This is a genomic window from Serpentinimonas maccroryi (assembly GCF_000828915.1).
Classification (GTDB): Bacteria; Pseudomonadota; Gammaproteobacteria; order Burkholderiales; family Burkholderiaceae_C; genus Serpentinimonas; species Serpentinimonas maccroryi.
In genome coordinates, this window is sequence record NZ_AP014569.1 from 201,308 (window position 1) to 216,000 (window position 14,693).

The following is a 14,693-nucleotide window of genomic DNA, read 5'->3' on the forward strand; positions in this document are numbered from 1 at the left end:
AGATACGACATGAAACACGCACTTCGCACCCTTGGGCGCTCGTCCCTGCTGGCCGCTGGCCTGTTGTTGGCCGCATCGGCCTGGGCCCAGATGACCCCGGTCGGCACTTGGCAGTCGATCGACGACCAGACCAACCAGCCGCGCACCGAAGTGGTGATCAGCGAGCAGGGCGGCGTGCTCAGCGGCCGCATCACGCGCCTGCTGCGCCCGGGTGCCGACCAAGCCGCGCGCTGCACCGCCTGCACCGACGACCGCAAGGATCAACCCCTGATCGGGCTCGAGATCATCCGCGGCGCCCGCCAAGCCGAAGGGCGCGCCGTGTGGGAGGGTGGGCGCATCCTCGACCCCGAAGACGGCCGCAGCTACACCCTGCGCCTGACGCCGATCGAAGAGGGGCGCAAGCTGCAAGTGCGCGGCTCCATCGGCCCCTTTGGCCGCACCCAGACCTGGGTTCGCGTCCAGTGACGGCAGCCCGCTTTAACGCAAGGAACATTCCGTGAGCCGATTTCAAATCAAACAAGTCGCCGTGCTCGGCGCCGGTGTGATGGGGGCGCAGATCGCGGCGCACCTGGTCAACTGCAAGGTGCCGGTCATTTTGTACGACCTGCCCCAAGCCGATGCGGGCACGGGCGACCTGAACGCCATCGCCAACCGCGCCATCGCCAACCTCAAAAAGCTCAAGCCCGCGCCGCTGGGTGTGGCCGACGACGCCGAGCTGATCGAGGCCGCCAACTACGAGCAGCACCTCGAGCGCCTGCGCGGCTGCGACCTGATCATCGAGGCCATCGCCGAGCGCATGGACTGGAAGCGCGAGCTCTACGCCAAGATCGCGCCCTTTGTCGCCGAAGGCGCGCTGCTGGCCTCGAACACCTCGGGGCTGTCGATCGGTGCGCTCTCAGATGCGCTGCCGGCCCAATTGCGCGCGCGCTTTTGCGGCATCCACTTCTTCAACCCGCCGCGCTACATGCCGCTGGTCGAGCTCATCGCCACCCCAGGCACCGGGCCGCTGGTGCTCGATCAGCTCGAGACCTTTGTGACCAGCGTGCTGGGCAAGAGCGTGGTGCGCGCCAAAGACACGCCCAACTTCATCGCCAACCGCATCGGCATCGCCGGCATGCTCTCGACCATGCAAGAGGCCGAGCGTTACGGCCTGACGTTCGACGTGGTCGATGACCTGACCGGCAAGCGCCTCGGGCGCGCCAGCAGCGGCACCTTCCGCACCGCCGATGTGGTGGGCCTGGACACGATGGCGCACGTCATCAAGACGCTGCAAGACACCCTCAGCCCGGCCACCGACCCGTTCTACCCCAGCTTCCAAACCCCCGAGGTGCTCAAGGCCCTGCTAGAACTCGGGCACCTGGGCCAAAAAACCAAGGCCGGTTTTTTCAAGAAGGTGGGGCGCGACATCCACCGCTTCGAACTCGAAAGCCGCGACTACGTGCCCTGCGCCGACGGCAAGGGCCAGAAGGCCGACGAAGTCTATGGCCGCATGCTCAAAAAGCCGGCGCCCGAGCGCCTCAAGCTGCTGCGCAACGCCGAAGGGCCGCAGGGGCGTTTTCTGTGGGCGATACTGCGCAACAGCTTTCACTACGCCGCGCTGCACTTGGCCACCATTGCCGACTGCGCGCGCGACGTCGATCAGGCCATGCGCTGGGGCTTTGGCATGCAGCAAGGCCCATTCGAGCTCTGGCAAGAAGCCGGCTGGCTCGAGGTGGCGCAGATGGTGCAAGCCGACATCGACGCCGGGCTGGCGCTGTGCCGCACGCCGCTGCCCGATTGGGTCTTTAACGGCCCGGTGGCCGCGCGCGGTGGCGTGCACCAGCCCGAAGGCTCGTGGAACCCCAGCCTGGGCCAGTTCCAGCCCCGGCGCGAACTGCCGGTGTATGGGCGCCAGCTGTTCCGCGAGACCTTGCTCGGCGAGGGCGCTCAGACCTTCCACAGCGCTGGCCAAACCGTTTACGAAGACGCCGACATCCGCCTCTGGACGCTGGAGCAAGGCGACGTGGCTGGCGTGCTCATCGCCAGCATCAAGAGCAAGATGCACGCCATTGGCCCCGGTGTCACCGAGGGCTTGAGCCGCGCCGTCGATCTGGCCGAGGCCGGCTACCAAGGCTTGGTGATCTGGTCGGGCGACGAGCCGTTCAGCGTCGGCGCCGATTTGCAAGCCGTGATGCCGGCCTTTTTGGCGGCGGGCGTGGCGGCGATCGAAGACGTGGAAGCCGAGCTGCAGCGCGTCATGCTCAAACTGCGCTACGCCCAGGTGCCGGTGGTGGCGGCGGTGCGCGGCATGGCGCTGGGCGGCGGCTGCGAGCTGCTGCTGCACTGCGCACACCGGGTGGTGCACCTCGAGAGCTACATCGGGCTGGTGGAAGTGGGCGTGGGCCTGATCCCGGGTGCCGGCGGCCTGACCTATATCGCCCGGCGTGCGGCCGAAAACGCCCGCGCCAGCACCGGCACCGATATGCTGCCGTTCCTGAGCGAAGGCTTCAAGGCCGCGGCCATGGCCAGCGTGGGCACCAGCGCCCTCGAGAGCCGCAAGCTCGGCTACCTGCTGCCCAGCGACACCATCGTGGCGCACAAAGACGAGCTGCTGTACGTGGCCATCGGGCAGGCGCAGGCGCTGCAGCGCGCCGGCTACCGGCCGCCGCTCAAGCGCCTGTTCCCGGCCGCAGGGCGCTCGGTCAAAGCCACCATCTTGGGCTCGCTGATCAACATGCGCGACGGCGGCTTCATCAGCCAGCACGACTTTTACATCGCCAGCCAGATCGCCCACGTGGTCTGCGGCGGCGAGGTCGAGGCTGGCACGCTGGTGAGCGAGGAGTACCTGTTGCAACTCGAGCGCCAGGCTTTTTGCAGCCTGATCGTGCACCCCAAAACGCAGGCGCGCATCATGGGAATGCTGCAAACCGGCAAACCGCTGCGCAACTAAATACCCGGAGCCCTCCCCGATGAAACCCCTACAAGACGCCTACATCGTTGCGGCCAAGCGCACGCCGATCGGCAAATCGCACCGCGGTTATTTCAAGCACACCCGCCCCGACGACCTGCTGGCGCATGTGCTGCGCGCCGTGCTGGCCGAGGTGCCCAACCTCGACCCGGCGGCAATCGAAGACGTAATCTGCGGCTGCGCCATCCCCGAGGCCCAACAGGGCCTGAACGTGGCGCGCATTGGCGCCGTACTGGCCGGCCTGCCCGACAGCGTGGGCGGCATCACCGTAAACCGCTTTTGCGCCTCGGGCCTGAGCGCGGTGCAAATGGCGGCCGACCGCATCCGCGTTGGCGAGTCCGACGTGATGATCGCCGCCGGCGTGGAGAGCATGAGCATGGTGCCGATGATGGGCAACGCGCCCAGCCTGTCGCCAGCGGCGTTTCGCAACACCGAGCGCATTGAAGACTACGGCATCGCCTACGGCATGGGCCTGACGGCCGAAAAAGTGGCGCAGCAGTGGAAGGTGAGCCGCGCTGACCAAGACGCCTTTGCCCTGCAATCGCACCAGCGCGCGCTGGCGGCGCAGGCGGCGGGCGAATTCAGCGCCGAGATCACGCCGGTGACGGTCACCGAGCGCAAGCTCGACCTCGCCAGCGGCCAGGTGCACGAAAAACAGCGCGTGGTGAGCCTAGACGAAGGCGCGCGCCCCGACACCTCGCTCGAAGGGCTGGCCAAGCTCAAGCCGCCGTTTGCGGTGCCGCGCCGCGCCGACGGCAGCCCGACCGGGCTGGGCAGCGTCACCGCCGGCAACAGCTCGCAGACCTCCGACGGCGCCGGGGCGCTGCTGCTGGCCAGCGGTGCGGCCGTGCAGCGCTTTGGCCTCAAGCCGCTGGCCCGCTTTGTGGGTTACGCCTCGCGCGGCGTGCCCTCGCACCTGATGGGCATCGGCCCAATCGAGGCCATCCCGGCGGCGCTCAAGGCCGCTGGCATCGGCCAGCACGACCTGGGCTGGATCGAGCTCAACGAAGCATTTGCCGCGCAGGCGCTGGCGGTGTTGAACACGCTCGGGCTCGATCCGGCGCGCGTCAACCCCATGGGCGGGGCCATCGCCCTGGGGCACCCGCTGGGGGCCACCGGCGCCATCCGCGCCGCCACCGTGGTGCACGCCCTGCAGCGGCACCAGTTGCGCTACGGCATGGTGACCATGTGCGTGGGCATGGGGCAGGGCGCAGCCGGCATTTTTGAGCGGGTTTAAGCTGCCATTCCTCCACCAGATACCCACACCACGTGAGAACGCAACAGATCAAGGCCAAAGACGGTTGCAAGCTCGGGGTGCGGGTGTTCGAGTCCACAGGGCCGGCGGCGGGCAGCGTGGTCATCGCGGCGGCCATGGGCGTGCGCCAAGATTTTTACACCCCCTTTGCCCAGTGGCTGGCGGCGCAGGGCTGGCGCGTCCTGAGCTTCGACTACCGCGGCACCGGTGATTCGCTGCCCGCCGGGGTGCGGCTGCGCGGCTTCAAGGCCGATCTGCACGACTGGGTGCGCGACTTTGAGGCGGTGATCGACTTTGCCCACACCGACCGCCCCAAGCTGCCGCTGCTGCTGCTGGGCCACAGCTTGGGCGCGCAACTGCCGGGGCTGCTGGCCAACGCCAACAAGGTCAGCGGCTTGTTGAGTGTGGCCGCCGGCAGCGGTTACTGGCGCGAAAACACGCCGCGGCTGCGCTTCGTGGTGCCCTACTTTTGGTTTTTCGTGGTGCCGCTGGCCACGCGCCTGTGCGGCTACTTCCCTGGCCGCAGCCTGCGCATGGTGGGCGACATTCCAGCCGGCGCCATGCTGCAGTGGCGCCGCTGGTGTCTGCACCCGCGCTACAGCGTGGGCGCAGAGGGCGAGGCCGCACGCCAGCGCTACGCCGGCGTGCGTTTCCCGCTGCTGGCGCTGTCCATCAGCGACGACGAGCTGATGACCCTGCAAGGCACCCGCAGCCTCGTGCGCTTATACGAAAACGCCCCGAGCGAGGTGCGGCGCATCGTGCCTGCCGATCTGGGGCTGCGCCGCATCGGGCATTTTGGGCCCTTCAAGGCCGAGCACGAGCTGGGGCTGTGGCCCCTGATGCAGCAGGCCCTGCACGAGTTGTTGCAGCGGCCCGTGCGGCTGGGGCAAGATTGATTCACGCATTGATTTTAGGCATTGATTCCAAGCACATACCCAAGGAGACCGCTTCCATGTCCGACATTCTGAACCACCTCGAAAGCGGGGTGCAAACCCTGACCCTGAACCGCGTGGCACGCAAAAACGCGCTCACCGGCGCCATGTACAGCCAACTGGCCGAGGTGCTGGAGCAGGCCGCCACCGACCCCGCGGTGCGCGTGCTGGTGCTGCAGGGCGACGCCACCGTGTTTTGCGCCGGCAACGACCTCAATGACTTCTTGCACAGCCCGCCGCTGGGCGCCGATTCGCCGGTGCTGCGTTTTTTGCGCGCCATCGCCAGCTTTCCAAAGCCCTTGCTGGCGGCGGTCTGCGGCCCGGCGGTGGGCATCGGCACCACCTTGCTGCTGCACTGCGACCTGGTCTATGCCGGCGACAACGCAGCCTTCTCGATGCCCTTCGTAAACCTTGGGTTGTGTGCCGAAGGGGCTTCGAGCCTGTTGCTGGCGCAGCTTATGGGGCAGCAGCGCGCCGCCGAGGCGCTGCTGCTCGGTGAACCCTTTTACGCCGAAGCCGCGCTCGAAGCTGGGCTCATCAACAAGGTGCTGCCCCCGACCGAGGTCAACGGCTACGCCCAGAGCGTGGCGCGCAAGCTCGCCGCCAAGCCGCAGCCCTCGCTGCTCGAAACCAAGCGCCTGATGAAGCAAGGCCAGCAAGCGCTGGTGCTGCAAACCATCGAGCAAGAGGCGATGGTGTTTGGCCGCATGCTGCGCGAGCCGGCGGCGAAAGAGGCTTTTGGCGCCTTCATGCAAAAGCGCCAGCCGGATTTTTCGCGTCTGTGAGCCGCACACCTTCATGAGCAAAAACCCATCCGGCGCAGCGCCAGCGCCGCACGTTTTCGAGCCCGAATTCATCGACGGCGTGCGCGAGATTTTCGAGCGCCGCATCCTGTTCAACGCCTTGCTGGGTTTGCAGATCAGCGCCATTAGCCCCGAGCTGGTGACGGCGCAGATCGCCATGCGCCCCGATCTGATCGGGCACTTTGCCCACAACCGCATCCACGGCGGCGTGATCAGCGCTGGGCTCGACGCCATGGGCGGGCTGGCGGTGATGGCCGCCATCGGCGCGCGCCACCTCGACGAGCCGGTGCTGGCGCGCCTGCACCGCTTTGCCAAGCTGGGCACCATCGATCTGCGCATCGACTACCTGCGCCCCGGCATCGGCGAGCGCTTCGAGCTGCGCGCCGAGGTGCTGCGGCTGGGCTCGCGCGTGGCCTCCACCCGCATGGGTTTTCACGCCGCCGACGGCAAGCTGCTGGCCACCGGCGCGGCGGCCTACATCGTGTCCTAGAACTCTGTCGGAATTTGGGGGGCTGCTGGCTGCAAACCGGCCGCAGCGCGCGGTGTCATGGGCGGCACGCGCGGGCTTGTTATGCTTGGCGGCTAAAGCCCCGCCCCTAGCCACCCACGGAGAGCCTCGCCTTGCCGCAATTCGACCTGTTCAACCAGCTCTGGCTGACGCTGTTTCTGGTCATCCCCATGGTGCTGATCGCGCGCACCGTGGTCGCCGGTTCGTGCTATTCGCCGATCCTGATCATCGTCATCTTTGGGCTCGCGCTCGGCCATGTGCTGGTGGCCACTGGGGCCGGTGCGCCGGGTTTGGCCGAGTTCTCGCTCTTGGGGCTGCTCAGCGGCACCACGGTGGTGGTGCTGACGGCGGCCTTTTTTGCCGGCGGGCAGCAGTTGCGGCGCATCTTTGGCCAGTTGCAGGTGCCCCCCGACGACTCGATGCAGCCTTGCACCGAAGAAACCCTACTCGGCACCAACCGCACCCAGCTCATGTTCGTGCTGCGCTCGGTGTTTTTGCTGCTCGGCATCGAGGCCGCCCGGCGTGTGCTCATGGGTGCCGACAGCGGGCCGCTGGTCGCCTACTACCCGCTGATCGCCTACATCGGTCTGTTGCTGGCCTTCATCCTGATCGACCACAAGGCACAGCTGCGCAACAAGCGCGAGTACTTGGGCAAGGGCGTGCTCGAACTCGGTGCGCTGGTGGCGCTGCTGCTGGCGGCTTGGCTGCTGGCGCAAAGCGTGCGCCCCCTGATCGCGCTGCCGACCATCTTCTTTGCCATGCTGCTGGCTTGTGGCATGGGCGCGCTGGCTTGGCGCTGGCAGTTTGGCCCGACGCTGCGTGCGCTGTTGTTTGCCGGCATCCCGGTGGTGCTGGCGGCCAACTTCGTCATCGGCGGCTCGCGCATCGCCGATGCGTTCCAGATCGAGGGCATGAACGCGGTGCTGGCCTACGGCTTCTTTGGCCAGATGCTGTGGATGTTTGGCGGCATCGCGCTGCTGATGTGGTTGGGGCGCACCAATCAGGTGCGCAACCTCGCACCCGGAATGGCCGGCGCGCTCTCACACGCCGGCCTGACCGGGGCCTGCACGGCGGGCGACTTGGGGCCTACGGCGGCGCAGCGGGCGCCGATCATGATCAACGTGCCCTTTGTTGGCCACATCTTCGTCTTTTCCATTCTGGCCGTCAGCATGGAGTATGGGCAGTTGCTGTGGCCGGCGGCGCTGGCGGTGCTCGTGGGCGGGGTGCTGCTCACGGCGCTGGCGCTGCGCAGCCTGAGCCGCGCCGATGGGGCCGATGCGCAAGAGGTCAAGGGCCTGATGCAGTTCTCGCTCGGCTGGCAGCTCACGGCCATGTTCGGCGGCTTGCTGCTGCTGGCGCTGTTTGCCATGCCGCTGGAACATTCGGCCTTGGCCAAGGCGGCCTCGATGTCGCATTTTGGGCTCTTTGCTGCCACCCAAGACGGCATGTTTGGCGCCGAGGCGGCGGGGCTGATCGCGCTCATCTTCTCCATGCCCTTTTTGGTGCACCCGTTCGTGTTCTTCATGTTTGGCCGCGCCATGGCCAACGGCGGCGCCATGCCGCGCTGGCCGGTGTTCGTGCTGGCGGGCGTGGGGCTGCTGGGGGTGGCGCTGACGCTGGCGCGGTTTTGAGCGCAGGGCGGGGGCAGGCCACGCTGGGGCGCAGCCGACCGGGAGCAGGAAATTTGCGCGGCTTGTGGCAGCCCAGCCACAGTCCGGTCCCTTGCTGGTTTTCGTGATTGCACGTTGGCACTTTTTTTGCTTCAATCTGCTGGCGTAGTCCCGAATTTTTACTAGGAGCTTTCCATGCGCACTTTCCCTTTTGCCCTCTCTGCTCTGGCTGTTGCGGCGGCCTTGGCCCTGCCCGCTGCGGCGCAGGCCCAGCTCTCGTTCAACATTGGCGCGGTGTCGCTGTACAAATACAACGGCATCGATCAAGACAGCCGCCAAGGGGAGCGTGCGCGCGACTTCCGGCCGGCCTTGCAAGGCGGGGTCGATTACGATTTCGGCAACGGCTTCTACATCGGCAACTGGAACTCCACCGGGCGCTTTGGCGAGGCCAACCTGGAGATCAACCTCTACGGCGGCTACAGCGGCGAATTCGCCAACGGCATGGGCTTCGATGTGGGCTACATCGCCTACATCTACCCCAACAGTGGCGCCAGCTTGAACGGCAGCGAGGTTTATGGCAGCCTGAGCATGGGCATTTTGACGACCAAGCTCAGTTGGGGCACCAGCGGCTCAATCGATGAGCATGCACGCCTGAGCTTTTTGATCGAGCAGCCCCTGACCGAGCGCCTGACGCTCGAGGCCGGCGTGGGTTTTCGCAACCGCGAAAACCTCAACTCGGGCGCCACCGACTACCGGCTCGGCCTCACCTACGCCCTCACCGAAAGCCTGAGCACCTCGGCGATCTGGTCCGGTGCCGACACCGACCGCGCCGGCCCCGCGGGCAAAGGCCGCTTGGTGCTGGGTCTGACGCAGTCGTTCTGATGTGCTGATTCTGAGTGACTTCGGGTTGTTGCCAGTTGCCGCGCTGCAACACGCAGGGCACAATGGGCCCTGGTGCATCCCGGCATGGGGCCGGAGGTGCGCCGCTTTCAAGCACCACAGGAGCCCGGTTTCATGCGCAGTCAAGTCATCGTCAGTTGGGGTGAGGCCCAAGAATACAAATTCGACTTAGAAGAAATGGAGCCCATGCCCAACGGTTTGGCGCGCGAGTGGCTGGACCAGCAGTTCGTCGATCTGGGGTGCGAGCCGTTGCGCCTGTCGGGCAAGGTGTTGCTGGCCGACAAGGTGGCGGTGATCGCCCGCACCGCTGGCGAGGCCCATTTTTCCGACCCGGCCCATCGCGCTTGGGCGCAGGCCTTTGCCCAAGCCGCCAGCGCCACGCTGGCGCGGCCCGTGGTGCACATCGATGTGCCCACGATGACCGTGAGTTACTGAGCGCTTTTGGGCTTGGCGCAAGCGGGCGCATCAAAGCGCTGCCGCAGCGCTTGCAGCAGCTTGTGGTGCACGCCGCCAAAGCCGCCGTTGCTCATGCACAGCAGGTGGTCGCCGGCTTGCGCGGCGGCCACCGCTTGCTGCACCAGGCTGTCGATGTCGGCGGCCACCACGGCCCGCTCACCCATGGGGGCCAGCGCCGCAGCGGCGTCCCAGCCTAGGCCGCCGCTGTGGCAAAAAGCCAAGTCGGCGCGTTCTAGGCTCCAAGGCAGTTGCGCCTTCATGGTGCCCAGCTTCATGGTGTTGGAGCGCGGCTCGAACAGCGCCAGGATGCGCTGCCCACTGCCGCCGCGGCGGTCGAGCTGGCGCCGCAGGCCATCGATGGTGCTGCGCATGGCACTGGGGTGGTGCGCAAAGTCGTCATAGACCGTGATCGGGCTGGCCTCGTGGGCATTCTCGGGAGCAGCCCCGGCGCCTGCGGGCAGCCCCGGCGCGGGCTTGGCCACGTGCACCCGCCCGCGCACTTCGAGGCGCCGTTTCACGCCCGCAAAGCGGCCCAGCGCCTCGGCCGCCAGCGCCACCGGCACGCCCAAGTGCTCGGCGGCGGCGGCAGCAGCCAAGGCGTTGAGCTGGTTGTGCACCCCGCTCAGCCCCCAGCGCACGCGGCCGCTGGCGTGGCCGCGCTGGCGCAGCACGAAGTCGTCGGCTTCGCCTTCGGCAAAAAAATCGCTCACCGCGCTGCCAAAGCTGCGCTGTTCGCTCCAGCAGCCCTGGTGGAGCACGCGCGCCACGCTTTCTTCGAGGCCGTTGTAAATCACGCGGCCGCTGGCCGGAACGGTGCGCAGCAGGTGGTGAAACTGGCGCTCGATGGCCGCGAGGTCGTCGAAGATGTCGGCGTGGTCGAACTCGAGGTTGTTGAGCACGGCGGTGCGCGGCCGGTAATGCACGAACTTGCTGCGCTTGTCAAAGAAGGCGGTGTCGTATTCGTCGGCCTCGATCACGAATGGGGCCGAGGCCGCCCCCAGCCGCGCCGAGACGCCAAAGTTTTGCGGCACGCCACCGATCAAAAAACCTGGCTGCAGCCCGGCATGCTCCAAAATCCAAGTCAGCATGGCGCTGGTGGTGGTTTTGCCGTGCGTGCCGGCCACCGCCAGCACGTGGCGGCCGTGCAAGATGTGCTCGCTCAGCCACTGCGGGCCGCTGCTGTAGCGCGCGCCCGCATCCAAAATGGCTTCCATGAGCGGGAATTTGGGCGCACCGTCGGGGCCCCGGGCGCGTGACACCACGTTGCCCACCACGTACAGGTCGGGCTGCAGCGCCAGTTGCTCGGCTCCAAAGCCTTCGATCAGCTCGATGCCGAGCGCCTGCAGCTGCTCGCTCATGGGAGGATAGACGCCGGCGTCGCAGCCGGTGACGCGGTGCCCGGCGGCGCGCGCCAAGGCGGCCAGACCGCCCATGAAAGTGCCGCAAATGCCTAAGATGTGGATGTGCATGGAGCGCGATTATCGCGGCTGGAGCCAGCAGGCATGGAACTCCGACGCGGGCACGGCACGCGAGCACAAAAAACCCTGATACTGGTCGCAACCGAGCTCACGCAGGTGCTGTCGCTGTTCTTCCAGCTCCACCCCTTCGGCCACCACCTCCATTTTGAGCGCCCGCGCCAACTGGATGATCGAGGTGACGATGGCGGCATCCACCGCGTCGCTGTGCATGGTGGCGATGAAGCTGCGGTCGATCTTGATCTGCTGCAGCGGGAAGCGCTTGAGGTAACCCAGGCTGGAGTAGCCGGTGCCGAAGTCGTCGAGCGAGAGCCGCACGCCCAAGGCGCGCAGCTCCTGCATCCGCGCCAGCGCTTCGTCGGCGTCCTCGATCAAAATCGACTCGGTCAGCTCCAGCTCCAGCAGATGCGCTTGCAGCCCATAGGTGCTGAGCAGCTGCTGCACCCGCATGACCAAGCCGCCTGGGTGAAATTGCAGCGCCGAGAGGTTGACCGCCACCGGGCACGGCGTGCCCGCGTCCTGCCAGGCGGCAGCTTGGCGCACAGCTTGCTCCAGCACCCAGTCGCCCAAGGCGACGATGAAGCCGGTTTCTTCGGCCACGCCGATGAACTCCCCCGGCAACACCAGGCCGCGCTCCGGGTGTTGCCAGCGCAGCAGCGCCTCGCACGAGCGCATTTGGCCGTTGTGCAGGTCGATGCGCGGCTGGTAGTGCAGCACAAACTGCTGCGCCCGCAAGCCTTGGCGCAGGGCGTGATCGAGCTGCAGGCGCGCCAGCAGGTTGGCGTTCATTTCGGGCCGGTAAAAGCGGTAGTGGCCTTTGCCGCGCCCTTTGACCTCGTACATGGCGGTGTCGGCGTGGCGGATGAGTTCGTCGAGCGTGTCGCCGTCGTCTGGATAGAGCGCAATCCCTAGGCTGCACGACAGGTTGAAGTGCATCTCGTCGATCTCGATCGGGCGCACCATGGCGTCGATCAGCCGCTGGGCGCTGATTTCGGCCCCGATGGCATCGGTCTCATGCAGGTGGACGACGAACTCGTCGCCGCCAAGGCGGCACAGGGTGTCGGTCTGGCGCAGACAGTGCTTGAGCCGGCTGGCGATCTCGATCAGCACCTTGTCGCCAAACAGGTGCCCGAGCGAGTCGTTGATGCTTTTGAAGCGGTCCAGGTCGAGGAACAACACGGCAAAGCCCAAACCACTGCGCTGCGCCAGCCGGATCGCGTGCCCTACGCGTTCGGTCAGGGTCAGGCGGTTGGGCAGGCCGGTGAGCGCGTCGGTGTAGGCGAGCTGTTCGATGCGCTGCTGCGCCGCCACTTTCTCTGATAAATCCTTGGCAAACAGCACCGTGTTCAGCGTCCGCCCCTCGGCGTCGCGCAGCACCACCCAGGAAACCTGCAGGGCCAGCGCAGCACCGTCGGCACGGCGGTGCCAGAGCTCGCCTTGCCAGTAGCCCGCGCCCTCGAGATGCTGGCGCAGAATCTCTAGCCAGTCGATCTGGCTGGGGGCAAAAAACAGCGAGGTGGCAGGCGTGCCCAACAGATCGCTTTCCTGGGTTCGCGTCAAGCTCAGCGTCGCCGGGTTGCAGGCCAGGATGCGTTGCTGTGGGTCGGTGATGAGTATCGCATCGAGGCTGGACTCGAACACCTTGGCGGCGAGCTTGAGCTGTGACTCGGTGGCGTAGCGTTCGGTGATGTCGCGAAAGGCGTAGATGCGCCCGATCGGGCGCCCGCGCGCCAGTTGCGGCCGCGTGATGCGCTCGAGCAAGCGCCCGTTCTGCAACAGCAGCACGTCGGTGGTCTGGAGCAAGGGCGAGCGCTGCAGCAGCCCGAGCTGCAGCCGGTAGCCCTCGGGGTCGGTGACACGGCTTGCGAGCCAGCGGTGGATCGATTCGTCGTTTTGTTGCGTCAGCAGCGTGTTGGGCAGATCCCACAGTTGCGCAAACAGGCGGTTGAAAGCGCGGATGCGGCCGTCGAGGTCGCACACCAGGATGCCGTCGGCGGTGGATTCGAGCGTGGCGCGCAGTTCTGCCAGCAGGTGTTCGAGCCGTTGCTGGGTGGCGTGTTGAACGCTGAGGTCTTGTATGGCGACCAGGCGCAAGGTCGTGTCGGGGTCGTTGGGCAATGCAGTGATGCGACGCAACACCTGCACCGTGCTGCCATCGCGGCGGCGCAAGAGGGTTTCGGATTGCAGCAGGGTCTGCTCAGGCTGCGCCAGTGTGTCCCAGTAGAGCGCGTCTTCGGGGCTGACGGTCCAGTCGGTGACCAAGGTGCCACAGATTTCTTGCGCTGGTGCACGCTGCAGGACCGAGGCGGCTTGGTTGGCATACAGGATGCGCCGTGTCTGCGCATCGACCAGCCACACCGCTTCGAGCAAGCCTTCGATCAAGGGTGGCCAATGAAAAAAACTCATTCGGGCTCCGCGGGGCGCTCGGCGGGGCTGAGTGCGCGCTCGAAAAAATAACAGTAACGCGGTTTGGGCGAAAGGCACAGCAGCACAGGACGCGGCAGATGCTGTGGCCGCAGGCTGCGCGCAATGCTCAGTTGCGGTTCTTGCTGCAAGTCGAGCAGGTGCACCACATCGGGATTGTCGGTTTGGCGCTCGTAGACCATTACCTCGGGTTTGAGCGGACGCGCTGCGTTGACCGACACCACCACGGCGTAGCGCTCGTCGCTGAGTTGCACCACCGAGCCCGGAGGATAAATCCCCATCATGCGGATAAAGGCGCTTAAGGTGCGGTGATCGTGCTGCGCCTTGTGTTTGGCAAACAAAATCGACAGTGCCTCGTGCGGCGTGACGGCGCGCAGCGGGTTGTGCGGGTTGCACAGGGAATCGTAGTGGTTGACCAGCGCCAGAATACCGCCGGCAGCGCCAATCTGCTCGGCGCGCAGGCCCTGCGGGAAGCCGCTGCCGTCGGCGTATTCGTGGTGCTGCGAGATGGTCTGCAGCACCGGCTCGGTTAGGCCCATGCGCTTGCCCCAGGCTAGGCTATGCCCAACGTGTTCTTGGTAGACCTTCAGGTGGGCGGCGCTAAGGTCTGGGTCGCGGTAGCGGACCAACGTAGGCAAGTCGAATTTGCCGATGTCGTGCAGCAAGCCTGCCAAACCCAGGGTATGCAGGTCGGCTTCGGGCAGCTGCAGCGCCCGCCCCAGCAGCAGGCAGAGCACCGAGACGTTGAGCGCGTGCTGGGCACGGTGATCCGAAGAAGTGTCGGCCAGCAGGCGCAGGGCCGACTCCTCTTGCCCGAGCATCTCATCGAGCAGGTTTTGCACCAGTTGCTTGCTCGCTGTGCCGGCGCTGGCCGGGTTGGATTGAAGTTGCGCGAAAACCGCCTTGACGGCGCGGCTGGTCTGGGCGTGCTGGCGCTCGCAGTGGCTACAGGATTTTTTCCAGGGATCTGAAAGCGTTGAGTTGCTTTGGGGAGTGGTTGCACCAACGGGTGCGGGGGGTGCTGGTGCCGCAGCGAGCGCAGGGCTGACAGGGGTGGCTGCGGCCGTCTGGTCGGTGGGGCCAACTTCTGGTGCCGCAGCGCCGGGCAGGGCGTGTGCATCGCTGAGTTCGGGGGCGTAGCGCAGCGACTGCAGCCCGAGAGAGCGGATGGTGTCGATCTGCTCTTGCGTGCTGATCTTGAAGCGGTTGAGAGGGAAGGGGTGGTCCATCCAACCCAGGTCGAGATAGACGTATAACCCCAGGCGCAGATCGGAAACTGCGATGGTGGGGGGGAGGGCTTCAGGCACGAATCGGGTTCCTCGAGTGAAACGGGGTTTTCTTGCATTATCTTCAAAACCGACGGCCCGAGCAGGGCGCATGTGG

The 14,693-nt window shown here is 66.3% G+C and carries 12 protein-coding genes; 9 read left to right on the plus strand and 3 right to left on the minus strand.

From position 1 onward, the window contains the following. Nucleotides 1–9: 9 nt before the first annotated feature. The 9 genes from SMCB_RS00930 (at nt 10) to SMCB_RS00970 (ending at nt 9,390) form a co-directional block, all read left to right on the plus strand. A complete protein-coding gene (locus SMCB_RS00930; RefSeq protein ID WP_045534405.1) occupies nt 10–465 on the plus strand; it encodes a DUF2147 domain-containing protein in 456 nt (151 codons plus the stop codon). Nucleotides 466–496: 31 nt separating this feature from the next. Continuing rightward, entirely contained in the window at nt 497–2,929 is a 2,433-nt protein-coding gene (locus tag SMCB_RS00935) for a 3-hydroxyacyl-CoA dehydrogenase/enoyl-CoA hydratase family protein (protein WP_045534406.1), read from the plus strand. Nucleotides 2,930–2,948: 19 nt separating this feature from the next. Next, entirely contained in the window at nt 2,949–4,184 is a 1,236-nt protein-coding gene (locus tag SMCB_RS00940; protein ID WP_045534407.1) for an acetyl-CoA C-acyltransferase, read from the plus strand. A 32-nt stretch (nt 4,185–4,216) separates the two neighbouring features. Continuing rightward, nucleotides 4,217–5,098 (plus strand): alpha/beta hydrolase family protein, encoded by an 882-nt coding sequence (locus tag SMCB_RS00945; RefSeq protein ID WP_045534408.1) that lies wholly within the window; start codon nt 4,217–4,219, stop codon nt 5,096–5,098. Nucleotides 5,099–5,154: 56 nt separating this feature from the next. Continuing rightward, nucleotides 5,155–5,919 carry an enoyl-CoA hydratase gene (locus SMCB_RS00950; protein ID WP_045534409.1) on the plus strand — a complete coding sequence of 255 codons (765 nt, stop codon included), beginning with the start codon at nt 5,155–5,157 and terminating at the stop codon, nt 5,917–5,919. Nucleotides 5,920–5,932: 13 nt separating this feature from the next. After that, complete coding sequence (locus tag SMCB_RS00955) at nt 5,933–6,427, plus strand: thioesterase family protein (RefSeq protein ID WP_045534411.1); 495 nt, start codon at nt 5,933–5,935, stop codon at nt 6,425–6,427. A 131-nt stretch (nt 6,428–6,558) separates the two neighbouring features. Beyond that, nucleotides 6,559–8,076 (plus strand): hypothetical protein, encoded by a 1,518-nt coding sequence (locus tag SMCB_RS00960; protein WP_045534413.1) that lies wholly within the window; start codon nt 6,559–6,561, stop codon nt 8,074–8,076. A gap of 174 nt (nt 8,077–8,250) precedes the next feature. Further along, nucleotides 8,251–8,937, plus strand: a complete 687-nt coding sequence (locus tag SMCB_RS12055; RefSeq protein WP_052468354.1) for a TorF family putative porin — start codon at nt 8,251–8,253, stop codon at nt 8,935–8,937. Nucleotides 8,938–9,069: 132 nt separating this feature from the next. After that, a complete protein-coding gene (locus SMCB_RS00970) occupies nt 9,070–9,390 on the plus strand; it encodes a hypothetical protein (RefSeq protein WP_045537324.1) in 321 nt (106 codons plus the stop codon). Here SMCB_RS00970 and mpl read toward each other — a convergent pair. The 3 genes from mpl to SMCB_RS00985 are packed head-to-tail and all read right to left on the minus strand — an operon-like array spanning nt 9,384 to nt 14,617. Then, nucleotides 9,384–10,880: a UDP-N-acetylmuramate:L-alanyl-gamma-D-glutamyl-meso-diaminopimelate ligase gene (mpl, locus tag SMCB_RS00975; RefSeq protein WP_045534415.1), complete on the minus strand. Its 1,497-nt coding sequence runs from the start codon at nt 10,878–10,880 to the stop codon at nt 9,384–9,386. The two genes, SMCB_RS00970 and mpl, sit on opposite strands and share 7 nt — an antisense overlap. 9 nt (nt 10,881–10,889) lie before the next feature. Continuing rightward, nucleotides 10,890–13,292, minus strand: coding sequence for a sensor domain-containing protein (locus tag SMCB_RS00980; protein WP_045534417.1), 2,403 nt, complete (start codon nt 13,290–13,292; stop codon nt 10,890–10,892). Continuing rightward, a complete protein-coding gene (locus SMCB_RS00985; RefSeq protein ID WP_045534419.1) occupies nt 13,289–14,617 on the minus strand; it encodes a cyclic di-GMP phosphodiesterase in 1,329 nt (442 codons plus the stop codon). Before SMCB_RS00985 ends, SMCB_RS00980 begins: the two co-directional genes overlap by 4 nt. Nucleotides 14,618–14,693 lie beyond the last annotated feature (76 nt).

Excerpts from the sequence above, each read along its gene's own strand:
- SMCB_RS00950 (WP_045534409.1), top strand. The coding sequence starts at position 5,155 with ATGTCCGACATTCTGAACCACCTCGAAAGCGGGGTGCAAACCCTGACC.
- mpl (WP_045534415.1), bottom strand. The coding sequence starts at position 10,880 with ATGCACATCCACATCTTAGGCATTTGCGGCACTTTCATGGGCGGTCTG.
- SMCB_RS00940 (WP_045534407.1), top strand. The coding sequence starts at position 2,949 with ATGAAACCCCTACAAGACGCCTACATCGTTGCGGCCAAGCGCACGCCG.
- SMCB_RS00970 (WP_045537324.1), top strand. The coding sequence starts at position 9,070 with ATGCGCAGTCAAGTCATCGTCAGTTGGGGTGAGGCCCAAGAATACAAA.
- SMCB_RS12055 (WP_052468354.1), top strand. The coding sequence starts at position 8,251 with ATGCGCACTTTCCCTTTTGCCCTCTCTGCTCTGGCTGTTGCGGCGGCC.
- SMCB_RS00955 (WP_045534411.1), top strand. The coding sequence starts at position 5,933 with ATGAGCAAAAACCCATCCGGCGCAGCGCCAGCGCCGCACGTTTTCGAG.
- SMCB_RS00930 (WP_045534405.1), top strand. The coding sequence starts at position 10 with ATGAAACACGCACTTCGCACCCTTGGGCGCTCGTCCCTGCTGGCCGCT.
- SMCB_RS00980 (WP_045534417.1), bottom strand. The coding sequence starts at position 13,292 with ATGAGTTTTTTTCATTGGCCACCCTTGATCGAAGGCTTGCTCGAAGCG.